This is a genomic window from Legionella longbeachae (assembly GCF_004283175.1).
Classification (GTDB): Bacteria; Pseudomonadota; Gammaproteobacteria; order Legionellales; family Legionellaceae; genus Legionella; species Legionella longbeachae.
Genome location: NZ_RXNW01000017.1, coordinates 1 through 21,679, shown reverse-complemented (window position 1 = coordinate 21,679; position 21,679 = coordinate 1). Strand labels below are relative to the sequence as shown.

Genomic DNA, 21,679 nt, shown 5'->3' with positions numbered 1-21,679 from the left:
CTTAATATTTTATTAGCTAAGGCCTCTAATTTGTTATTGTACGAATTGAATGAATTAACTTGTGAATATCTTCTTCATTATTGAAAAAATGAGTAGATACCCTTAGTCCGCCTACATTTGATGTATAGCGCATTGATAAATAGATTTTTCTTTCAAGCAAAGCTTTAAGAAGGGCTAAATCCTTTTCAGCATTATTGTAAAGACTGAACACGGTGATTCCCGATTGTGAGGCTTCATCTTCTTGGGTAATTTTAAAGGCATTCAGCTTATTCAGTTCTTGATGTAACAAGTTACTTAGTTCACGAATTCTTGATTCAATGGACTTAATCCCAAGTTGATTAATAAGTGAAATGGATTTTCCAAGCCCAATTGCACCTACATAATTTGATGTGCCGCCCACTTCAAATTGTTTTGCGGTTTTAGAAAAATTAAAAGGTTGGAATGGGGTGATAGAAGGTGTTCTAAAATAAGTTCCCCATCCTCCTTGTGGTTCTTCGAGAGACAAATAACCGAAAGAATTAGGTGAGAGTTCATTTAAAACACGGTCAGAGAGATACATGATCCCACAGCCAAGGGGTGAATTGAGCCATTTATGTCCGCCAGCAATGTAGAAATCGGCATATTGTTTTTGTAAATTGACTTCCATGGCACCAAGTTCATGTATTCCATCTACAATTAACCAAATATTATTTTGTTGACACAGCTTTCCTAATGCTTGAAGGTCAATACGATACCCTGTGCACCATTGTACTGATGATACACAAATCGCTTTAGTTTTTTTATCTATCCTTTTCTCAAATTCATTAATTGTTAATTTTCCATCTTCGGTATAAACCGGTTTAATTTCTATGCCCATGCTTTGTTGTTTTTTTATCCAAGGAATAGAAACTTGTAAAAACTCGGTATCAGCAATCAATACATTATCACCAGGCTTTAAATTTAAAGCATTAGCAGCTGTGTTTAATCCAAAGGTGGTGCTTTCAATCAAAGAGAGGTTATTCACATTTACTTGAAGTAATTTTGCAGCTTCATCAAGAGCTTCTAATCTCATTCTATCCATTTGAATGTGATGTGCGGAAGCATCTTCAGCGTAGCAGTGCAAAGCTATATCTAGAAAATCATCAATTGCTAATTTAGACGAAACAGGAAGTAAACTCACGCAAGCTGCGTCTAAAAAAACTTTATCCTTTAATCCTGGAAACAATTGTCTTACTTCTGAAATTTTCATACTAAATTCCTTTTTATAAACGTTTAAGCGTGTAAATTATTCGTTAACTGCAAACTCATAAATTATCAGTGTAAGGCTCAATTTATGATCCATGCCATAAGCCTGTATTTTTTAGAAAAGAAGTACTGTTTCGTTACTTTTGTTTCTTTAAATAATCTCATTTTGGACTCACGATTATAACTAGATGAGCCGATTAATTCTAGTAAAAACCTAAAGAGCCAGTTTTACATCAAGAAATTTAATGCTGTTTGTTCGAACAGATTTTTGTAATTTAATAAAATTGAAACCAAGCAGCAAACTTGTTTTGCGGGCAATGAATGATTTGGAGCGCTATTCCGAAATTTTTGTTTATGATTTTAATAACAGGATCTTAAGTTTGGAAAATCAAGGGAAAAGGGCATAGGATGTGGAGGCATTGATGCCCCCAGGTTATTTTCTTACTTCATTACACGGGGGCAACTGGTGCTGAAGGTGTTTTGGATAACTCGCTAGCTCCCCAGCCTGTAGCAAGAATTCCGGCATAAAGCAGATCAAGCAAAAAATCAGCTTTGCATAAATTACTCGTATCCGAATTTAATATATTAGAGCCTGTAATGTTACATTCTTCTCCTTCAAACAACATCGTAATTGCCAAACCAATTTGAGTTATGGTAAGTCCGGCCTGTAACAGAGCAACTATTTTTTCACTGATATGCGTATCTTTACTACATAAAGCATAAAGTTCTGCGGCAGTTTGTACTACTTTAACCGGTATTGCTGTGATATAGGTATTTAAAATAGTCTGACCTATAAATTCAGAATAACCTGAGGTCCTTTGACTTTTTCTACCCGTTTTAGTTGAGCTAAAAAAAGTAGGGGCATAATCGCTTAAAGGCATGATTTTTTTCCTGTTGCATCAGATTACATGCTTGAGTTATTTAAAAAAAAGGATTTTAGATAGTTTTCCTCTCCTTGTAAACGGATTGGTCTAGGGTAATTTTAAGAGTTGTTCCTCATTTTAATCTATTTTCCCTTTCTTTATCTCATAGGATCATAGTGGTGTTAATCTTGATTAAAGAGTTATCATGATTTTAAAATATCGCGATATTTCCTTTGGCTGCCATCGGCTTGATTATTAAAATAGGGAAGATTGCAGATCTTTAGTCCGAACAAAAATAGGAGACTTAAGTTGTATAATGCAAGATTTTTTGAAAAACCTATTAATAATGTAAACGATAATTTTCAGACAAATTTAAGCGCGGCGATTGATGTTATTAAGCAAAACCGATCCGTTCTTGCCAAAAAAATTTTAGATGTTATTAATTCTAAAAAGATCATAATCCATTCATTTTTTAATGTGACTAAAGAGCATTACTTTAAAATGAGAAAAGATATAAAAAATGAATATGGAGAAATTCTATCGGAAAATTTTCCACCTGATATTTCAACTATACGAAAAATTGAATCTAAATTGGAAGGTATTATTTATGATGATAAAGTGATTTATATTAGATCAAGCAATAATCCTCCAAAAATGGCAAATACTTTGGTTCATGAAATTTGTCACTTTTTGAATGCTAGCATCTATAACAAAGAGAAAAAGATTAATCCCACTAACCTCGTGGATTATTATGATGAAGTAAGAGCTCATACCGGAGAAAAAATCTTTGAAAGAAATGGAAGTTGTTTGAGGAGAAGCGATATAAAACAAATCCATAAACAAGTTACGGATTTATACCCTGAATTTTTAGTATCTTATGAAGATGCGTTAGAATTAGGATATATTTACTCAAGCTATGATGGTCCTGGAGACAAGATATTGCAACAGCTGTCGCTCTAGGGTAATCATTGTTAAAATGAATATCTTGTTTCGTAGAAATAATAAATTAGGTTAAAAATACCAAGACATCGAATTGTATTTAAACTTTAAAAATCTATTTTACAAATAAAATTTTTTCTAGTTATGACAATTTTTTTCAGAGAGAAACGAACAAAAGAGGATGGTATTAAGACGAGTTGACCATTCATCTCTCCTCCGTGCGCGACTTATTCGGCGTTGTTGCATATCCCAGGTTCTCTGCCAGCCTCGTTGGGGCTACTTAAAAAACAGCCACACTTTTAGGTAAGCCTAGTTTATTCATTTTATTGATAATACGCCATCGAATAGCAAGGTCTGTCAATTGGTTTACGGGCGTACGAGCACTCATTTGTAATATATTTACTTTTTTAAGTAAAAAAGATGCTGATAAGTCTTATAAATAATGCCTGCGAAATTTTGCGGTATAGTGAGTATCGTTTATTTAATCAATTAGATATTATCTTAAATAAACCTTATAAGTGATATATATCAACATAAATAATACTAACAAATAACTACGAAGGAGCATTATGTCAACACATTTATTCATAAAAAAAATATCTATTGTTGCAATGATAACGTTAACAACTTCTGTTTTCGCAGCGAGCTATGATGGTTTAACTACTGATTATAAGAAATGGAAGAACTCAAATAATTTTAGGGATGCAGGAATAAGCTTGAATACAAGCTGTCAGTTCAATGCCCCCAATTATAGCTCAAGCATTGCTCGTAATGCCCAGAGTATAAGTTCTCCATTATTTAAAACGGGTCTTTTATACCGTGCGAATAAAAAATTCTCTGGTAAATCATGTGGTGATGTTGGAAATCCAGATGTAATCCTGGATTTGGAATATGCTCCAGGCCAGAGCCCAACATATTGTCTTACCAAGGATAATAAAAAAGTTGTAGCGAAAGTTTTTAATACCTCCGGTGCAGCAATACACTCCATTGAAGCGTTACCTTATTTGCCAGAGCAACAAAAAGCAGATGTTTGTAACTATATAAAGGAAGGAATTAACGATATCTCTCAAGCAAAATCCATTTTAGTTCATTGTAGTTCAGGTAAGGATCGTACAGGTGCTTATGTTGCATTATTAACTTATTTATTTACAGAGGCTGAAAATATTAGTGGCGATCAAAAACAAAGTGTTGAAACAGCAATTATGTGTGATTATTTACGAAGTGGCACTGGAATATTTTCAAGCAGGCGTGCCCCAGCACATTACCAACAAAATTATCTTGAAGATTTAGATTTATATAATGGAAATGCTGCGACAACTATTATTAATCAATGTAATTCTGTTGGAGTAACTATTTCAACTGATATAATCAAGAAAGCAGCGGATAATTTTGTTAATACTAAATAAGTATATTGAAAAAATCCATCAAATTGAAATAACTGTACCCAGAGTGAGTATTATTGCTGATGAGCCTTTTTTTGCTACGATTAAAGACAAATTGTAGATATACATTGACCTCATCAGCGACTCGAAGAGCGTTGTGATTTCAGTAGATGGAAACGCATTATCAGCTTAATATGATCGGTAAGTAACGGCCTATTATCAAACCGTTACTTACCGTAGAAAGATAAGAGAACGTTTAAGAGTCACTGCGATTAAAAAGCAAAGAAAGCCATTTGTTATTCATTACACCAGATTGCCAATGGGACTATTTACAGGTGGTAGCGTGATATGAGTTTAGCTTATTTGTGCCATATTCCTGCCTTTACATTCATTGATGGGAACCACTAAAATTAAAAAATCATTATTATCAAATGAAAACTTACCCACATTTTCCATACCAAGCTTTTTATGAGCGTTAATCGAGCGTTGATTTTGATTAGATACCAAGACAGCATATAAATCTAATTCCGGATGTTCATTTACTAAAAACTCTGAGAGTTTATTATAAAGATTAAAAAATATACCTTGGCCTCTATAGTCTTTATCAATGCAAACAGGACCAGAAATTGCGATATTATAAGTTGACAGTAACTTCCCTCGATAAATAATATGCGTGAAGCAATCAAGCATTGAGGCGACTAAAGGTACATTTTTATTGTATTCAACCGACCCCACACAAATATAACCGCAAACTTTATCTTTGTCCTTACAAATGAAGACACAAATATCATCATCCATAGACTTTAATTGCGCAACTGAAAATGCTCCGGAAAGATAACCATCTGCTTTTTCTGATAGGGTTAAAACAGAAGCTAAGTTCCTGTTTTGCAGGATAACTATTTGTTCGAAATCAGATGAAAGTGGCCTTTTATATTCCATGACACTTGCCTCCTGCAAACAAGAAGTAAATAAGAATGTTGTTAAAACAATAATCTCTGTTTCTTTATTTATTATTGTAAAGACTAGCATAAATTTGGTTGCCCTAAATTGCCAATACACCCTAATTTATTGAAAAAAAGTTAAGGCGAGTTGACAATACATCCCCACCGCCTAAGTGCGACTTGTTCGCAGCATCTCGGCGATGGGGATGTATTCTCAGTACGCCACTTAGGGAAGTTTAATCCCAAAACTAAATAATTCATTCCAATGAAGCACTCGTACCATGTTTTTTTGCTACTTCCGGTTTAAAGAAAATAAAATGAAATATCTAAATTACCTCTATACGGTATAAACAGCGAGTCAAAATAAAAAGTAAAAATAGTTCGAGTCAAGACTGTTTTTTTATTTTTTATTTGTATAACATTGCTACGTCTAATTTATTTTCCCCATATCCCTTATCTGTGGATATATATGTTCACCAAGTAATGACCTATCAATCACCAACTTATGAAAGCCCTTGCCGCGCTTGATTTATTTGATTTTTTAATCCCCATAATTTCATTTTAGTTATTCACATTTTCTGTGGATAAGTCTGTTTATAGGCTGTCAAATTTGTTGTGGGATTTAGAAGTAAATCAGATGATTCATCATTTATCAAAGTGTCTTTTATCTCAATTTACAAAAAAAATGAAGCAGTACTACACTTTAAATAAACAGATGAGAATATGATGTGTGGCCGATTTGCTTATATAGCTTCTTATAACAAGTTAAAATATCAATTTCATCTATCTAATTCGATTGAAATTACCCCGCGATTTAATATCGCTCCAGAGGCGGAGGTGGTTTGTCTTCTCAAAACCGATACCCATGAAATTCAAAGTGTCTTATTGCGCTGGGGATTAATTCCTTCATGGACAAAAGACAGAAAAAAAACAGAAAGCCTCATTAATGCACGGGCTGAAACAATTTTTGAAAAGCCTGCATTTCGCCAGGCTATGAAATCCAAACGTTGTTTAATGCCAATGAGTGGTTTTTATGAGTGGCACGATGAAAAAGGGATAAAACAACCTTATTTTTTTCAAAAAAATAACTATGATCTATTGGCTGTAGCTGCTCTTTGGGATACCTGGCAACATGAAGAGGGGGTGATTCATTCCTGTTGTCTTATTACTACCGATGTCAACCCACTAATGCTGCCAATACATCATCGAATGCCTGTTATTTTAGATGAAGAAGCTCAGTCTATTTGGCTTAATAACACTCAATGTGATAAAGCACAATTAATGGCGTTAATGAAGCCTTATTCTTATGAGGATTTGGAAGGGTATAGGGTTACGACTTTGATGAATAACGCTGGTTTTGACTATCCATTGGCAATGGAACGATTGCCGCAATAAAAAATTTTTTATTAATGTTCTCGTAGACTTAGAGTTGATTTCAGGTTTTGTGACTTTGATGTGGGTTTACAGGTTAATTTATTACGTCTATGATATTTGTACGCAAATCAAAAAATAAATCATAATGTCACCACGAGGCGGAAAAAGAGAAGGGGCGGGGCGTCCTAGAAGTGAGCCTACCAAAGCAGTGCGTCTACCTATATCTCAGCTTGCTGAATTAGAGCGTTTAAAGAGTCGTCCGGATTACCGATTGCCGGTATTCGCAAGTAAAATTCAAGCGGGATTTCCATCACCAGCCGATGATTATATTGAGGGATATCTCGACTTAAATTCCAAATTTATTAAACATCCATCATCTACCTTTGTTTTACAAGCCACAGGTGATTCGATGGTTGATGCAGGTATTTTTTCCGGCGACTGGCTGTTAGTGGATAGAAGCATAGAACCCTCTGATGGGCGGATTGTAATTGCTGCCGTCAATGGTGAGCTCACAGTAAAACGACTTTTAAACAAAGGAGGAAAGGTACAATTACTCCCTGCAAATCCCAAATTTAAACCCATTGATATTACCGAAGGAAGTGAAATGGTAATTTGGGGTGTAGTTATTTTAGTTCTTCATGAGCTTGCCTAACATGTTTGCCCTTGTCGATTGCAATAATTTTTATGCCAGCTGCGAACGCTTGTTTCGTCCTGATTTAAAAGAGGTTCCTATTGTGGTGTTATCCAATAATGATGGATGCTGTATTGCGCGCTCGAATGAGGCCAAAGCATTAGGCATTGCAATGGGGGAGCCTTATTTTAAAATTAAAGATTTCTGTAAGAAGCATGGGGTAAAAGCTTTTTCATCAAATTACACCCTTTATGGCAATATCAGTCATCGAGTGATGTGTACCATTGAGGATAGCTGGCCACACGTGGAAATATATTCGATTGATGAAGCATTTCTTGATTTAAGAAGCTTGCCGGTTGGTTACCATGAGTTTTTTTGCAAGCAATTGCAGAGGAAAATTTTAAAACATATAGAAATACCTACATCCATAGGCATTGGCCCTACTAAAACATTAGCTAAAGTGGCCAATTATCTATGTAAAAAGGTCTATAAGATACCCGTGTATAACATCACCCCTAATCGTGAACAATTGTTGCAGCAGATTTCGGTAGGGGATATATGGGGGGTAGGGCGGCAATGGGAACATAAATTAATCGCACGAGGCATTCGTACTGCCTATGATTTGGCAACGACCAACCCTCATCTTTTGAGGAAAAGTTTTAATGTCGCACTCATGCGTACAGCAATGGAACTTCAAGGGATTGAGTGCAATGGTTTAGAGGATGTTGAGCTGAAACAAAGTATCATGTCATCCAAAAGTTTTGGGCAAATGCAAACACAATTGACTCCAGTTGCCGAGTCAATAAGTAGTCATTGTGCTCGGGCGGTGGAAAAAATGCGTCGCCAGCATTTAGTGACACAACGCATGGTTATTTTTGTACATACTAACCGGTTTCGTGAGGATTTGGCTCAACACTTCCAATCCATAGAGTTCCGATTTATTAATCCAACAGATGATTTACGGCTAATTACCAAGATAGCAAAGCGATGTCTGCGTCGTATTTTTAAATCAGGGTATTACTATAAAAAAGCAGGTGTATGTCTTGAAGATTTAATTCCTAAAGATCCACGACAATTGGATCTATTTCATCAACCCAGTGATGAGCAATTACATCATACTGAACAATTGATGACTGTTTTTGAACAAATAAATCAAAAATATGGAAGAAGCACAATTCGGCTAGCGGCAGAAGGATATTCAAAACCTTGGGCAATGCGAGCAGAACTTAAATCACCTGCTTATACCACGCGATGGTCTGAGGTTCCTCAAGTCCGTGTATATTAAAGCGTTTTATCATGAGTGCACTATTGGAAAGCAATTGAAATGAATCCTATAAGAAAAATCATGCATCTTGATAAGTTTGGAGGAGCGTTGGTATTTATTAGGTCATGGTTCCGGTCGAATTATGATCCCATAAATAAGATGTCTCCATTACGGTTACATGGAAATTTTAAAATCTCGGATATTTTCGTGTTTACTGCATAATGATGAAGTGATGCTGAAACCAAAGATACATACGGAACTTTGATTTATTGAAATAAAAATGCTACCTTGATGAACAAAAAATATCATTATTTTTAATAACTTAATGGATATAAGTTATGTACCACTTAAACAAATACTCCAATACCTTAATCCTCGCTTATATTGCCGCATTTGTAGTGATGCAAATTGGAGCAAAAAGCAACATTATTGAAGGGTTAGTTAGTTTACCTATTATTATATTTGTTGTTGTCTGGTCAGAGAGTATTGCTGATTTTTTTAAAGATAGTCGTGTTCATTTAGAACAAACGTCCTTTAAACGGGACATGTTTCTCATCACTTACAGCTGTCTAATAGCATTTATTACTGCTTTAATTTTTCAGTGAATAATGTTGATGCCAATGGGTGGTGGTCATTAATTATTATTTTGAGCGGCGTGTATGCCCTGGTTGGGAGATTAATTTTTTCTCTGTTAGCCATGCTATTAGATAAAAATCATTTGTTCGATACAAATACATTGGCAAGTACATTTTTTTTAGGATATGTTGCTCTGAGTTTGCTACCCATTTATTTTAATTTGACTTATTTAAATCAAACACATTTATTTATCTTTTTTATCATTATCTTATTTACTGTCCATTTGTTAATTTGTCTTGGATATCAACTTAAAAAAAGAAATCACCTTTAATTTTTATCTCTGTTTAAAAGGGATGTAAACACTGATGCTTCTTGAAAACATTTTTTTACAGAAATCTTTATCAATGTCGGGAGCCCAAAAGCAAAAGCGATACAATAAGGCACGGGACTATACAGTAAGGGGAAGATGGAGCCTTCCAGTTTTTGTCCCTATTTGTGGCAATGACTAATAAGTTAACTTGCTCAGATTTTATTCTTTGTTTTATATGTTTTTTTAAATCAATTCCAATTTGAATTCTGATTGAAGTTTTAGAATTTTGTATACTGATGGGCTTTATATTTTAGTCGTTTAAAGTAGAAATGGTGCGGAATAAAATATTCCTGCCGATCACTCTATATTACGATACCTGGTTGCTTAGGCTCTAACTTGACTAATATATCATTAAGTTCAGAAATAACACTATCAATGTCAGGACGTTTAGTGGGATCTTCGTTTGTCATTTCTTTTAAAATTCCCTTTATCTCGTTACGTAGGTCAGTTTCTTCTGATGGAGAAATGATGGGAGAGTGTTGGATGAACTCAAATAGATCATGTCCCATTTTGTCCGGATCGTAACATCCATTGCGTTGTATTTGTTCAAGCGCGAGTTGAACAACCTCATTACCACTCTGCGCATTTAACTCATTTGGAAAGTAAGCGTTAGGATTTAAATTAGGATTCAAACACGCTATCAACAGTACACCAAGTTGAAAGATGTCTCTTGCTTGAGCCACTGGTATTGTATTTGATGATGTAATTTGAAAAAGCTCTAGTGGTAAAAAGCCTGGGCTGCCATAAGCATTATCATTTGTACCAAGTTTTAAAGCACTATCCACATCTAAAAAATTAATTGTAGAACCAAACACGGATAGATAAGCCCTTATGTTCTCTAGTTTGATATCTCTGTGAACAAAATTTTTATCGGAAATTTGTACTTTATATGCTTCCAATACAGGAAGCAGGACACGTTTAACCATTGTTGCAGCATCAGGATCAGCATTAATAATAAAATCGTCAATTTCTAGATCAAGATCTCGACCTTTTAGCTTATTCATGATCGCATAACTTTTTGAAAATAAGCCGAGTTGAGTGTGAGATTTTTTAACCTCTATAGGGCGTTGCATGCCTATATGACTAAAGTTTCTAGTTTGTTGATAATCTGCAACTGCTTCTGAATGGCTATATGGAGTTGCTCCCGTATTTTGTCTTTTCTTCTGGGCGTATTGAGTATTTTTTACTCTAATGGCCTTGTCGTCATTTGGTGTATATGAAACGTCACCACTTGCTATGTCAACATCAATATAACCCATAGCTCCTCTGGCCTTACTAAAAGCTCCTTTTCCAAGAAAATCTTTACTAATAACATAGTACCGTTTAATGTTAAAATTTTGATTTTCTTGATCAAGAATCAGATTATGAGTTATTTCTAGTTCGAGAGAAGGTGTTAGCTTATGTTCTCCTTTCTTTTCTAGAAAAGCTAAATCATTTTTAATCAAGTAAGCACCTAATGCTTGTGCTTCCTGGGGGGAATTATTAATCAAAGTGGGATCAATTTTTAATTTCATGTCGGGCGTTTTTAATACAGCATGAATAAATTATAAACTATTGTTTGTTATATTTCTATGGGGCTAGGATAGAAAAAGCGAAAAACTGACCAAAGAGTTTTCCAAAGGAAATCCGTCTTGCCGTTCAAGTCTTAGCGCTAACATTTTATTGTGAGTGACACTTTATTGCCATTTTATAAAAGATAAATTTCATTGGGATATGCAGACAGTCTATTTATAATGATTGATTTATTTTAAACTGAGATAAAAAATTAGGATATTTCTAGTCCCCTGTGACAAAAGAGGTACATAAGCCAACTATTTTTGCTAATTTATAAATGAGATATATATCAGGCTTTTGAAGAAAGTATGGGCTGTGCTAACCGCTCAACATTGTACTTATAAGAAGCCACTTTTTTGTTATAGTCTTGATGGGTTAGCCAGGATTCAAGACTGGAATAGCTAGATACATTTTCGGTAAGAGGTTTTGGATAATCAAAGCCTTCAGGATGTTCATCTCTCGGGTGATTTCTAAAAGGATCGATCATATGAAACATTATTATAAAATAATACTGATTTCATCTTACCTGCTTTTATCTTGCCAAAATAGTGGTAGTAACCTCAATACCAACGCGGCAGAGGCACAGAAATTTATTGATAATTACACCAAACAGTATGTACAGTTTTACACGAGTGCTAAAAATGCACGATGGCAATCAAATATTGAGATAAAACCCAATGATTTTACTAATACGAAGATTGCACAGAAAGCGGATAAAGCTCTCGCTGTCTTTGTCGGTAGTAAAGAGAACATCAAGGGTGCCCAAAAATACCTTAATCCAAAATATAAGCTAACAAAGATACAAGTAAAGCAATTGGAGCTAATTCTCTATTCTGCTGCTAATAGCCCTCAAGAAGTAGCTGAGCTTGTGGAAAAAAGAATACAGGCAGAGGTTGAGCAAATATATAAGCTATATGGATATCAATATAAACTGGATGGCAAAAAGATAGGTGTTAATCATATAGACTGTATTCTTAAAAAAGAATCCAATCTCAATAAACGTCTGTCAGCATGGGAAGCAAGTAAACAAGTTGGACCTACTCTCAAGGCAGGTCTTATCAATTTACGCAACTTAAGAAATCAAACGGTACAGGCGTTAGGGTACCCTGATTTTTTCACATATCAGGTAAACAGCTACCATATGAGCACCGACGAAATGATGCAGACTTTGGAGGGTTTGATGAGGGAGCTCTATCCTCTATACCGCGAACTGCATACCTGGATGCGTTATGAACTTGCTAAAAGATATGGTGTAAACACTGTGCCGAAATATCTGCCCGCACACTGGCTACCAAACCGCTGGGGGCAGGACTGGAGTTCTATGTTGAAGGATAAAAGCATTAATATTGATGATATCCTTAAAAACAAATCGCCTGATTGGATTATGAAGTCAGCAGAAAGTCTATATGTAAGCCTTGGTTATCCCAAACTACCGGCAACATTTTGGAAAAAGTCAAATCTTTATCCCTATCCCTCCAATTCATCCATTAAAAAGAATAACCATGCATCTGCATGGCACATTGACCTTAATCAAGATATACGAATCATAATGAGTCTGGAGTCTAATGCCAAGTCGTTCAGGACTGCGCACCATGAGTTGGGTCATATCTATTACTACCTCACTTATACTAACAAAGACGTTCCGCCACTGTTACGAAAAGGGGCTAACCGTGCCTTTCATGAAGCTATTGGTACCATGATGGGGCTTGCTGCCAGGAAGAAGCCTTATTTGGTGGAGCGTGGTTTGATCGATAATTCCGTAGAAATAGATAATATGTATACTCTTCTTAAAGAAGCGCTCAACTCTGTAGTGTTTATTTTTTTCTCTGCGGGCACGATGAGCCATTTTGAAAAAGCCATGTATGTTGATAATTTATCTCCGGACCAGTTCAACGTAAAGTGGTGGGAGCTGGCTAAGAAATATCAAGGAATTGAGCCACCATTTATTCGAGGTGAAGAATATTGCGATGCAGCCACTAAAACACATATCAACAACGATCCTGCCCAATATTATGATTATGCATTGTCTTATGTCCTCTTATATCAGCTGCACAACCACATAGCCAAGAATATACTTCACCAAGATCCTCATGCGACCAACTACTTTGGCCAGCAAGCTATAGGAGACTTTCTACTGCATATCATGCGCCATGGAGCGTCTAAGGACTGGAGGGAGGTACTCAAAGAGTCAACTGGTGATGAGCTGAGTGCCAAAGCGATGTTAGAATACTTTCAACCCCTGGTTGAGTGGCTTCATGAACAGAATAAAGGAAGAAATTATAGTCTTCCGGAAATTATGGTATAAAACTGGTGTACTTGGAAAGCGGAGGTTGGGCCTGGTCCTATCGATTCATTACCTGGTACAGCGGAACCTACAATTCCACCAATGGTACCGCCCACACTGCCGCCAATAGTAAAGTAGAATGAATCAACTGCCGGTTGAGAAATTTTTTTATCCGTGTGCTTTGCTTGAGTTGCTTTTACTGTTTCATTATTCCTAATTTTATTACTAGGCTTTTTGTGTGTATATGGCTCTATTTGATCGATATTAATCCAAAACTAAGGTGGGTTATCAAAAAACAAAAGCATTGAACACATAATGAAATTGCGTAAGTACTCAAATGAAATAAATATTTTCGATTACGAATACTTATGAGTAGATTTCCCAGAGATGGCCTATGATATTACAGCAGGGTTTGTCATGCGTGATGTAAAACGTTTATGAAAGTCTAGGCAACGAATTGGTGATTTTTTACTTAGTCAGATGTTTTGTGATCTAGAAGTATAATAGGTAACTACCGAAGATTACTCGATAGTTCAGGGACTGTAGATAATAATTATTGTAGCCTGGAAACGTGTATACAACGCGCGCTTGATGCACTTCCTGGCTCGGTTAGGACATTTTTGGGATTGTTCTTGATGACAATCACTTACCAATTAAACCAATAACCGAATTTTTCATTATTCAAATATTGAGAAATAATTCATTAAAATAAGGATCAGCTACCTCATAGAAGTTTATAATTTAAAATATATCGATCCTCTTAGTTAACAAATCATGAATATTCTTCAATGTTTAGAAAATTTTACTGTCGTTGTGGAATACAAAAGTTTTTCTGCTGCTGCGCAAGTTCTTAATAGTTCGCCTTCAAAAATAAGCAAACAAATAACCTATTTAGAAGAGGAACTAAAGCTGAAATTATTTATACGTTCTACAAAAAAATTATTATTAACTGATCAAGGGCAAATCCTCTATGAAAAAGTAGGAAACTTATTTAATGAGTTAAAAGAAATTAAAAGCATCGCTTATCAAGAACAATACTTGCTTCAAGGTTTATTAAAAATCTGTCTCATTGTAGGGCCTGCTGTGATATATTTTACCTCGGCAATTGCTCAATTTATGAAAAAACATCCCAAAATCATCATTGACTTACGTGTAGGAGCAGATATTATCGATGCAAACCAATACACCTATGACCTGATAATTTCTTTCGATAGTTTTACGCATCCTCAGATAATCTGTAAAAAAATATTTTCTATTCAAAGAGGAGTTTATGCTTCACCAAACTACTTAAAATGTTATGGGAATCTTAGGAAGGATGAGGATTTGATTAATCATAATTGTTTAATTAATACTCTCTATGGCTTACAAAATAAATGGATATTGAATAATAAAGTAATTCATGTTGCAGGGAATTTCACCAGCAATAATGCAGATGTATTAAAACAGGCAGCAATCGATGGATTAGGTTTAATTTGGGTCCCCTCATTTTCTGTACGAGAAGAGATAAAGTCAGGGAAGTTATTACAGATTTTACCAAGTTCATTATCTCCAGAGATAATGCTTTATGCTCTCTTTAAAAAACATAAAAAAAATAACTTAATGATTGATCTATTCTTGGGATACATTTGTGAAAAAATAGTTATCGATGACATTATTTCAATTGACTGAATCATATTTGCTCCAGTCTTAGTAACAAGAGCAAATATTAGAGATAATTATTTATTTATGTTCAGGAATTGCAGTAGTTGACTTACTTATCTCGTCTACCCACTGAAGTTGAGACTCCATTTCCTGTTTGATATCAATTTCTCCCGGTGCTCTTCTATCTCTTTTTGTTGCACAAAAAAAGCCGGCATTATATTTCTGTGTTTTAAATTGCTCTTGTTGGTACAGGGCATGATAGAGTTTTATCAATCTCCAGCTATAGACTAATATTTGTCCAGACTTTCCGTCATTTTTTGCCTTATGAGGGAATAATTGCTCTTTAACAGCTTCCGATACCTCTCTTTTCTCAAACACATAGTGTTTTAATTCTCTATGCATTTTCTTCTTTTCTTTATTATCAAGAACACTCTTGGTTTCTACGATATCATCCGATAATGCAATATCCTCAAGACTCCTCAGAACGACGAAATTTAAAGGATGTTCTGTGCGCATTTTTGACTTCAAATCCTCGCAACAGAGTATATGCGGTATTCCATTGGGGAAAAAACGTCTTTTGCTTACATTATATTTTTCATCAGTAAGTCTGTCGTCACTATGTAAATTAAGAAACCGTAGACCCGAAGAGTTATCCAATTTTAAATTTTTGGGTAAATTACTATTCTTTAATTCTAAATTGAACATAGCGTCTATGCCTTGTTCCCAAACAAGTATACAATCATAATCGCTATGACTTCCAAAGCGTTTGGCTCCCTTTGCGTTCGCGTATGACAGACCTGTTACACTACTTCCCTTGAAACACAGAAATTCGGGGGGCTGATACTCGGTGCCCTTATCTACAAAATCTCCCTTATCAAAATGAGTAACAAGATAATTACAGAGTATAGCAAATTGATAATTACTCATACCTAATGGTAATTCATTTGAACTAAGGGGTTTACTTTCAACATTGCCCAAGACCCCTTCCGTAGAAGAAACAAGAGCTCTTTTAGACCCAATTTGAGTGTGAGAGGAATTCCTTAATTTTTTAACTTTCAATTTCGGAGTTTTTTTCTTACGTTCAGTGTCTATGGATGAGTTATCCTTTCGGGTTCCCTTTTTGTTTCTGTTTAAATTTTCTTTTATTCCTTCTTCAACCGCAAGCATGAATTTTTCTATCTGGGTTTCAATCACCACTTCCATTTTTAAATCAGTTTTAAGTAAGGCTTTTTCAATTGCCTGTTGTAATAATGGAAGCTTCCCATTCCAACGCTCTATACATTTATTCCGCCTTTGTTCATCTTCGAAGTAATGATTTGCTAAGATTCTTATCTTTTTCTTAACGTGATAAGCCAAGAAGTAGGGGTCGAAATCAGTAACCTCATGTTTACCTTGCATAATACACCTATGAGTTGCCATTAATTGACTAAATTATATTCTTAATGGTTAAATATTATAAATACATAATTTGGAAAATAATTATTTCCAGTTTGGAAAAATTCGACGTTGAAGAAGCGGTAAACAAGACTGTTAAGTGAATAGAGTCGTCGAATAACTTTTGTCTAAGTTATTCACACCTGTGAAGGTAAAACCCGAATAAAATTATATAGCGATAAAGTTCCCTGATGCTCGTGGATTTATGAGCACCCATTATTGAGATATTTATAAAAGTACAGGAATTAATGCGAAATCCCTCTGATATCAGTTGAATAATTCCTTGTGACATATAATTGAAAATTGGTGGTGTACGTTTGGCATATTGATGTATTCGGGGAACTTTGGGCTGCCATCGCTCATAAAGATTTACCTAAAGTTCAGTTAGGTCTCGCCTGAGCATTCTTAGCAAGGCAAGACCTATAATTAATTATTTAGTGAAAAATCCAGTTTACAATGTTGTTCGAAAATCGAGGTTACATGCAATCTAAACTATCAGGTTATCAAAATGCGAATTCGTGGTTATGTGAGTGATCGGATCTGCATGCATCAGATAATATAGTAAAAGGATAAGTGACGAACATAGATGCTAGTGCAAGTACTGCAGCAACTGAAGCAATTGCAATAGTTATGGACGTAATTGTTGGTAAAATCGGAACTATAGTTGATAAAACGAGACAAACACCGATTCCTAAGGCAAGGTCATTTGGATCGGGATGATCAGAGTCCAGGAATGCATTAATGGTTAATCGATAGGGGCAGATGGCAAATTTTGCGCATTTCCCAAAAAAAGAGCCATAAAAATTAGTTAATGATTTAGTAGCTGACATATATTACTCACTATTACAAGGGGAAAATCAAGATACAATTCTTTGAAAAAGTCAAAGAAAATAAAGTCATAGTAAATCTTAAATTGTAATATGAAAATAGTATTGATAATAGCTATTGTTAAATGAATCATAACTTCTGCTTTTATAAGTTTGATCTTCAAGGGAAGACAGTACAAGCCATTCAGCGAACAATGAGCAGAATAACTTTGGGTTTAAGAAATGTTTTTTAAACCAGACAACGTCCCAAAGTTTTTCGATCATCTCCCATGTCTCAATTAGTGGTCCTACCCAGTCACCTCATAACAAAAGTGACCGAGTCGGACCACAATTACGGTTTTCATAGTGCATATTTTCGGTATGGGCGTGTATAGGATCAGGACTTGAATTTTGCATAGCAACCCATTCAAAATTCAAGGCCTGATCCTGAGTTACATGCTTAAATTGCAATGAAATTCCTAGCTATATCCAAATGATCGTCTTTCTTCCTCAACCTCTTGCGGTTTATCTTGCTCAACCTTTTGCGATTTATCTTGCTCAACCTTTTGCGACTCTTCTAGCTCAACCTTCTTTGATCTTTTCTCAGAAAAAGCCATTACATCAACAACAACTTGCTCTACACGGGGCATCAGCGCTGCCATTCTAGCGTGTGAATCAGTTATATTTTGATTAGCATGAGTATTTTGCATATTCGAAGTACTTTGCATACCCGAAGTATTTTGATTAGTAGGCTGGTTTTGACTTGAAGTACAGTATTTTATACCTGCAATCGTGACATCTACAAGCATATGAGGAACAGCTGTATAGCCAGTATACCCATTGACTTCAGCTATCTTATATAAAGCATAACCCGCGGTTGCCCCCGCAACTGCGCACATCTTTGCCATAGCAGCTGTGCCAACACCTGGTGCGATGATGGAGCCTAAAACTCCACCAAAGGCAGCGCCCAAACTAGCTCCCCCAGTTGAATAGAATGACGCGACTTTTTGATTACTCATAATTTTATCTCTTTAAAATAAGGTATATATAAAATTCTATTTAACCAATATTAAGCCAAGATTAAGGTGAGTTATCAAAAAACAAGACCATTGAACACATAAGTAGAGCTCACTAAATACCGATGATTTTGGCTCTACACCAAAAGCATATCCTTACCATAAGTTATATCCCTAAGAGTTTGTTGTGCTAAAAGAAAATCCTTGAGACGCTGCAAACCAATCCAAAGTGTAGTAGGTCCTGGCTCTGGGGCATTTTTTCTATTCATGTATCCTTCCATAGAAGCAAGCATTTTATTTAAGTGTCTACATTACGTCTACATGTAAATTTTTAAAACTCGGGAATTCACCGTAAGTCGTTAATTCTCATGGTGCCCAGAGGAAGAATCGAACTGCCGACACTAGGATTTTTAGCCGCCCAGTTTGAAAGCAAGTTATTGATTTTATTATAATTTATATCGCAGGAATCCACTGAAAATGTCCTACGATGTATAACAGTGTCGTACTCAAATACGCAAATTCCCCACAGTGGATTTATATGGTATCAGGGGTATGGTTTCTTGCTGTCCTTAGCCTATAAAGGGCCTTTTTCCTTTTCCTCGACGTTTTCAAGCAATTCATTAAATTCAGTTCCTCTTTGAGTTGAATCCTTGCTAAAGAAAAACCCATGCTCTGAGTAGGCTCTAGGTTGTTCTCCCGCCTTATACAGATCATTTTGTTTCTGATTAAAGGCATTAATTTTTTCTTTTGCTGCTCGGATGGTTGCATAGTGAAAAAAAAGTTCTCCTCTTTAAAGCTCTGGCGTGTAGACCTGATCTTTTCGCTCTCTTGATCTAATTGTTCTGCCAATTCGTTCAGAAGACCTTTCATCACAAAGCTAAGAATCAATGAAGAAGAGAGTTTCCATGTTTCATTTTCGTCAGGACTAAGTGTAATTCCTAATTCAGTGATTAATTTGCTTGTAGGGGCTCTAGCGACCAAGTTTGTAAAACCAGCGAGTCGTTTCTCTTGAAGCGAAGAGTGCTCAGTTCGATTGACATGGTCTATGCTTGGGTATCAATTGGATTGTAAGAGAATGGAAATTTTTCCATTTTCATTCTTATTCTAAAATAATAGTTGCAAAACAACAAAAGGAGACATCATGAAACTAACGAGAATGCCTGTTTTATTTATTGGGCATGGTAGTCCTACCAATGCGATTGAAACCAATCCTTTCACTAAAACTCTTGTGAGATTATCAAAAGAACTACCTCAACCCAAAGCAATTCTTTGTATTTCTGCTCATTGGCTAACTGCCCGAACCTGGATTAGCCATACCCCTAATCCTCAAACACTACATGATTTCCACAAAGGTCCTCCTGAATTATTTACTGTGCAATATCCTGCACGTGGTGCTCCAAAATTAGCAGAGAAAATCAAAGATTTAATTCAAAAACCACAAATTCAACTTGATGAACATTGGGGTTTTGATCAAGGAGTTTGGATTGTATTTCTTCATATATATCCCGAAGCCGATATCCCAATTATTCAACTGAGTATTAATATGGCAGAACCCGCCGAGTTTCATTTTGAATTGGGTACCCATCTTAAGCAACTGCGTGATCATGGAGTGCTTATCGTAGGAAGTGGGAATATTGTTCATAATGACAAAATGATCATTTGGGATAATCAATACGGGAAACCCTATCCTTGGGCAATTGAATTTGATGAACAAGTAAAACAATGTATCATCCGACGGGATTATAAACCACTGCTAGGAAATTTACTTTTTACCGAATCAGGTAAGTTAAGTGTTCCTGCCCCCGATCATTATTTTCCTTTATTATATACTTTAGGAGCTTCGGATATGAGTGATTCACTACGCTTTGAATTTGAAGAAATTCAATTTGGCTCAGTTTCGATGCGCTCACTTAGTTTCGGTTGCTAAGATCTTATGTCACGGGAAGTAAGTTTTTTGTCAATGTTTTGCAGATTAAAGGATTTGTTACGAGCTAAAGATGAGCTAACATTGGCAGTGATCTTTTCTCGAAAAACCGGACACCAACATTATGCAACCAACCTAAAGTCATTCGGGGTCTGAAACCCTAAAGTTGAATGGATGCGCTGACGATTGTAAAACACTTCAATGTAATCGAATAGAGCTAATTGAGCATCCTTTCTAGTTTTATATTGTTCCCCATAAATCATTTCGACTTTCAAAGTATGATAGAAACTTTCCATAACTGCATTGTCATAACAGTTACCCGAGCCACTCATGGAGCAAATAAAACCATGTTCTTTGAGAAGCGATTGATAAGCATTACTGCAATATTGAGATCCTCTGTCAGAATGATGAATGACGCCATTAGGTGGGTTATTGCAGTGAATCGCCATGATAAGAGCATCTTCAATAAGGCTTGTAACTAAGCGAGTTCCCATGCTCCAACCGACAATCTTTCGATTGAATAAATCTATAACTGTAGCTAGATAAAGCCAGCCCTCATCAGTATGAATGTAGGTTATATCAGACGCCCAAGCGGTGTTAATAGCAACAGGATTAAATTGTCTTCCCAAAATATTTTCGGCCACAGGCTTTGAGTGGCGACTATCTGTTGTCACTTTAAAACGCCTTGCCGCTTTAGGTTTGAGTCCTTCCTGCTGCATTAAGCGTTTGATCCTCGCTTTCCCATGATATTTACCCAACTTACGCAATGCCTGTTGTAATCGAGGCACGCCATAGGTTTGACGCGATTGCAAAAATTCATCCCGAAGCGTTTGTGCTAAACGTTTATCTTCTTGTATACGTGAGCTTTCAGAACCTTTTAACCAAGCAGAATAGGAGCTACTGGATACGCCCAATGCCTGACAAAGATTTTGTACACGATGGAAAGCCGATTGTTCTTTTATTAACGCGTATTTCGCTGGCCTTCCTTGGCGAAAAACGCTGCTGCCTTTTTTAAGATTTCTCGCTCTTCTTCCAGTTCCGCTACGCGCGCTTTCAATCGCTTTAACTCTAAGTCTTTTTCATTTAATTGAGGTTGATTTGGGAATACTTTCTCTTGTTTGAGAAGGTATTGTTTGCGCCAGTTATATAGGTTATTTTCTGCTACACCAAGCTCTCTGGCTACTTGTCTTAATGGCTTATTGCTTGATTCCAGTAGTTCAATAGCTTTAATTTTGAACTCTTTTGTATAAACTTGTCTTACCATGATTACTCCTTGTTGATGAGATTATATCTCTTAAACAAGGTGTACGGCTATTCGAGGGAAGATCAGGTAATAAGAAGCTTCGTAAAAAGGACAGTTTTATAAGGCGTATTCGTCATGAATCTATTGGTTTACGTCGTAGTTATTTATGTATTAAAGCCCATAAGTATTATTGTTCCTTATGTAACCGTTATT

General features: G+C 35.8%; 21 protein-coding genes and 1 pseudogene. 10 read left to right on the top strand and 12 right to left on the bottom strand.

The annotated features are described in order from the left end of the window. Positions 1 to 25 precede the first annotated feature (25 nt). Both EKG34_RS15525 and EKG34_RS15520 read right to left on the bottom strand, forming a co-directional pair. Entirely contained in the window at positions 26 to 1,228 is a 1,203-nt protein-coding gene (locus tag EKG34_RS15525; protein WP_003636780.1) for an aminotransferase class V-fold PLP-dependent enzyme, read from the bottom strand. Positions 1,229 to 1,673: 445 nt separating this feature from the next. Beyond that, positions 1,674 to 2,105 (bottom strand): hypothetical protein, encoded by a 432-nt coding sequence (locus EKG34_RS15520; protein WP_003636782.1) that lies wholly within the window; start codon positions 2,103 to 2,105, stop codon positions 1,674 to 1,676. 291 nt (positions 2,106 to 2,396) lie between these two features. Here EKG34_RS15520 and EKG34_RS15515 point away from each other — a divergent pair, with 291 nt between their 5' ends. Together EKG34_RS15515 and EKG34_RS15510 are read left to right on the top strand one after the other, a co-directional pair. After that, complete coding sequence (locus EKG34_RS15515) at positions 2,397 to 3,047, top strand: hypothetical protein (protein ID WP_003636783.1); 651 nt, start codon at positions 2,397 to 2,399, stop codon at positions 3,045 to 3,047. Between the two features lie 548 nt (positions 3,048 to 3,595). Beyond that, complete coding sequence (locus EKG34_RS15510) at positions 3,596 to 4,432, top strand: tyrosine-protein phosphatase (RefSeq protein ID WP_003636785.1); 837 nt, start codon at positions 3,596 to 3,598, stop codon at positions 4,430 to 4,432. A gap of 330 nt (positions 4,433 to 4,762) precedes the next feature. Here the strand turns inward: EKG34_RS15510 and EKG34_RS15505 are convergent, their stop codons facing one another. Then, positions 4,763 to 5,347 (bottom strand): GNAT family N-acetyltransferase, encoded by a 585-nt coding sequence (locus EKG34_RS15505; protein ID WP_003636787.1) that lies wholly within the window; start codon positions 5,345 to 5,347, stop codon positions 4,763 to 4,765. Between the two features lie 728 nt (positions 5,348 to 6,075). Here EKG34_RS15505 and EKG34_RS15500 point away from each other — a divergent pair. From EKG34_RS15500 to EKG34_RS15485, 4 genes are all read left to right on the top strand, one after another. Beyond that, positions 6,076 to 6,744 (top strand): SOS response-associated peptidase, encoded by a 669-nt coding sequence (locus tag EKG34_RS15500; protein ID WP_003636789.1) that lies wholly within the window; start codon positions 6,076 to 6,078, stop codon positions 6,742 to 6,744. Positions 6,745 to 6,868: 124 nt separating this feature from the next. Further along, positions 6,869 to 7,375, top strand: a complete 507-nt coding sequence (locus tag EKG34_RS15495) for a LexA family protein (RefSeq protein ID WP_003636790.1) — start codon at positions 6,869 to 6,871, stop codon at positions 7,373 to 7,375. Then, positions 7,362 to 8,639 carry a Y-family DNA polymerase gene (locus EKG34_RS15490; RefSeq protein ID WP_012979224.1) on the top strand — a complete coding sequence of 426 codons (1,278 nt, stop codon included), beginning with the start codon at positions 7,362 to 7,364 and terminating at the stop codon, positions 8,637 to 8,639. The genes EKG34_RS15495 and EKG34_RS15490 overlap by 14 nt, the downstream gene beginning before the upstream one ends. Before the next feature lie 317 nt (positions 8,640 to 8,956). Then, entirely contained in the window at positions 8,957 to 9,223 is a 267-nt protein-coding gene (locus tag EKG34_RS15485; protein WP_003636792.1) for a hypothetical protein, read from the top strand. 643 nt (positions 9,224 to 9,866) lie between these two features. Here the strand turns inward: EKG34_RS15485 and EKG34_RS15480 are convergent. Together EKG34_RS15480 and EKG34_RS15475 are read right to left on the bottom strand one after the other, a co-directional pair. Continuing rightward, entirely contained in the window at positions 9,867 to 11,078 is a 1,212-nt protein-coding gene (locus EKG34_RS15480) for a protein kinase domain-containing protein (RefSeq protein ID WP_003636797.1), read from the bottom strand. Between the two features lie 329 nt (positions 11,079 to 11,407). Next, the gene (locus EKG34_RS15475; protein ID WP_003636798.1) at positions 11,408 to 11,605 is read right to left on the bottom strand and encodes a hypothetical protein; all 198 of its coding nucleotides are present in this window, start codon (positions 11,603 to 11,605) and stop codon (positions 11,408 to 11,410) included. Here EKG34_RS15475 and EKG34_RS15470 point away from each other — a divergent pair, their 5' ends adjacent. Both EKG34_RS15470 and EKG34_RS15465 read left to right on the top strand, forming a co-directional pair. After that, positions 11,606 to 13,423 (top strand): M2 family metallopeptidase, encoded by a 1,818-nt coding sequence (locus EKG34_RS15470; RefSeq protein WP_003636799.1) that lies wholly within the window; start codon positions 11,606 to 11,608, stop codon positions 13,421 to 13,423. Between the two features lie 753 nt (positions 13,424 to 14,176). Next, the gene (locus EKG34_RS15465) at positions 14,177 to 15,070 is read left to right on the top strand and encodes a LysR family transcriptional regulator (RefSeq protein WP_003636801.1); all 894 of its coding nucleotides are present in this window, start codon (positions 14,177 to 14,179) and stop codon (positions 15,068 to 15,070) included. Between the two features lie 51 nt (positions 15,071 to 15,121). Here EKG34_RS15465 and EKG34_RS15460 read toward each other — a convergent pair whose 3' ends face one another. From EKG34_RS15460 to EKG34_RS15445, 5 genes are all read right to left on the bottom strand, one after another. Continuing rightward, a complete protein-coding gene (locus tag EKG34_RS15460) occupies positions 15,122 to 16,441 on the bottom strand; it encodes a hypothetical protein (protein ID WP_003636802.1) in 1,320 nt (439 codons plus the stop codon). Between the two features lie 539 nt (positions 16,442 to 16,980). Further along, positions 16,981 to 17,307, bottom strand: coding sequence for a hypothetical protein (locus tag EKG34_RS15455; RefSeq protein WP_003636803.1), 327 nt, complete (start codon positions 17,305 to 17,307; stop codon positions 16,981 to 16,983). 455 nt (positions 17,308 to 17,762) lie between these two features. After that, entirely contained in the window at positions 17,763 to 18,302 is a 540-nt protein-coding gene (locus tag EKG34_RS15450) for a hypothetical protein (protein WP_012979220.1), read from the bottom strand. Positions 18,303 to 18,436: 134 nt separating this feature from the next. Continuing rightward, entirely contained in the window at positions 18,437 to 18,568 is a 132-nt protein-coding gene (locus EKG34_RS18875) for a hypothetical protein (protein ID WP_263283338.1), read from the bottom strand. Positions 18,569 to 18,833: 265 nt separating this feature from the next. Next, positions 18,834 to 19,280: a hypothetical protein gene (locus EKG34_RS15445; protein ID WP_003636808.1), complete on the bottom strand. Its 447-nt coding sequence runs from the start codon at positions 19,278 to 19,280 to the stop codon at positions 18,834 to 18,836. A 160-nt stretch (positions 19,281 to 19,440) separates the two neighbouring features. On the opposite strand from EKG34_RS15445, the gene ygiD reads away from it, so the two are divergent. After that, the gene (gene ygiD, locus EKG34_RS15440) at positions 19,441 to 20,226 is read left to right on the top strand and encodes a 4,5-DOPA-extradiol-dioxygenase (protein ID WP_003636809.1); all 786 of its coding nucleotides are present in this window, start codon (positions 19,441 to 19,443) and stop codon (positions 20,224 to 20,226) included. Between the two features lie 119 nt (positions 20,227 to 20,345). Here ygiD and EKG34_RS15435 read toward each other — a convergent pair whose 3' ends face one another. Together EKG34_RS15435 and EKG34_RS15430 are read right to left on the bottom strand one after the other, a co-directional pair. Beyond that, complete coding sequence (locus EKG34_RS15435; RefSeq protein ID WP_231852891.1) at positions 20,346 to 21,185, bottom strand: IS3 family transposase; 840 nt, start codon at positions 21,183 to 21,185, stop codon at positions 20,346 to 20,348. Next, entirely contained in the window at positions 21,185 to 21,487 is a 303-nt protein-coding gene (locus EKG34_RS15430) for a transposase (RefSeq protein ID WP_003636813.1), read from the bottom strand. Before EKG34_RS15430 ends, EKG34_RS15435 begins: the two co-directional genes overlap by 1 nt. Before the next feature lie 65 nt (positions 21,488 to 21,552). On the opposite strand from EKG34_RS15430, the pseudogene EKG34_RS15425 reads away from it, so the two are divergent. Continuing rightward, positions 21,553 to 21,679: pseudogene (locus EKG34_RS15425) on the top strand (ISL3 family transposase); the annotation flags it as partial.

Excerpts from the sequence above, each read along its gene's own strand:
- EKG34_RS15525 (WP_003636780.1), bottom strand. The coding sequence starts at position 1,228 with ATGAAAATTTCAGAAGTAAGACAATTGTTTCCAGGATTAAAGGATAAA.
- EKG34_RS15520 (WP_003636782.1), bottom strand. The coding sequence starts at position 2,105 with ATGCCTTTAAGCGATTATGCCCCTACTTTTTTTAGCTCAACTAAAACG.
- EKG34_RS15510 (WP_003636785.1), top strand. The coding sequence starts at position 3,596 with ATGTCAACACATTTATTCATAAAAAAAATATCTATTGTTGCAATGATA.
- EKG34_RS15505 (WP_003636787.1), bottom strand. The coding sequence starts at position 5,347 with ATGGAATATAAAAGGCCACTTTCATCTGATTTCGAACAAATAGTTATC.
- EKG34_RS15500 (WP_003636789.1), top strand. The coding sequence starts at position 6,076 with ATGTGTGGCCGATTTGCTTATATAGCTTCTTATAACAAGTTAAAATAT.
- EKG34_RS15495 (WP_003636790.1), top strand. The coding sequence starts at position 6,869 with ATGTCACCACGAGGCGGAAAAAGAGAAGGGGCGGGGCGTCCTAGAAGT.
- EKG34_RS15490 (WP_012979224.1), top strand. The coding sequence starts at position 7,362 with ATGAGCTTGCCTAACATGTTTGCCCTTGTCGATTGCAATAATTTTTAT.
- EKG34_RS15485 (WP_003636792.1), top strand. The coding sequence starts at position 8,957 with ATGTACCACTTAAACAAATACTCCAATACCTTAATCCTCGCTTATATT.
- EKG34_RS15480 (WP_003636797.1), bottom strand. The coding sequence starts at position 11,078 with ATGAAATTAAAAATTGATCCCACTTTGATTAATAATTCCCCCCAGGAA.
- EKG34_RS15475 (WP_003636798.1), bottom strand. The coding sequence starts at position 11,605 with ATGATCGATCCTTTTAGAAATCACCCGAGAGATGAACATCCTGAAGGC.
- EKG34_RS15470 (WP_003636799.1), top strand. The coding sequence starts at position 11,606 with ATGAAACATTATTATAAAATAATACTGATTTCATCTTACCTGCTTTTA.
- EKG34_RS15465 (WP_003636801.1), top strand. The coding sequence starts at position 14,177 with ATGAATATTCTTCAATGTTTAGAAAATTTTACTGTCGTTGTGGAATAC.
- EKG34_RS15460 (WP_003636802.1), bottom strand. The coding sequence starts at position 16,441 with ATGCAAGGTAAACATGAGGTTACTGATTTCGACCCCTACTTCTTGGCT.
- EKG34_RS15455 (WP_003636803.1), bottom strand. The coding sequence starts at position 17,307 with ATGTCAGCTACTAAATCATTAACTAATTTTTATGGCTCTTTTTTTGGG.
- EKG34_RS15450 (WP_012979220.1), bottom strand. The coding sequence starts at position 18,302 with ATGAGTAATCAAAAAGTCGCGTCATTCTATTCAACTGGGGGAGCTAGT.
- EKG34_RS18875 (WP_263283338.1), bottom strand. The coding sequence starts at position 18,568 with ATGAATAGAAAAAATGCCCCAGAGCCAGGACCTACTACACTTTGGATT.
- ygiD (WP_003636809.1), top strand. The coding sequence starts at position 19,441 with ATGAAACTAACGAGAATGCCTGTTTTATTTATTGGGCATGGTAGTCCT.
- EKG34_RS15430 (WP_003636813.1), bottom strand. The coding sequence starts at position 21,487 with ATGGTAAGACAAGTTTATACAAAAGAGTTCAAAATTAAAGCTATTGAA.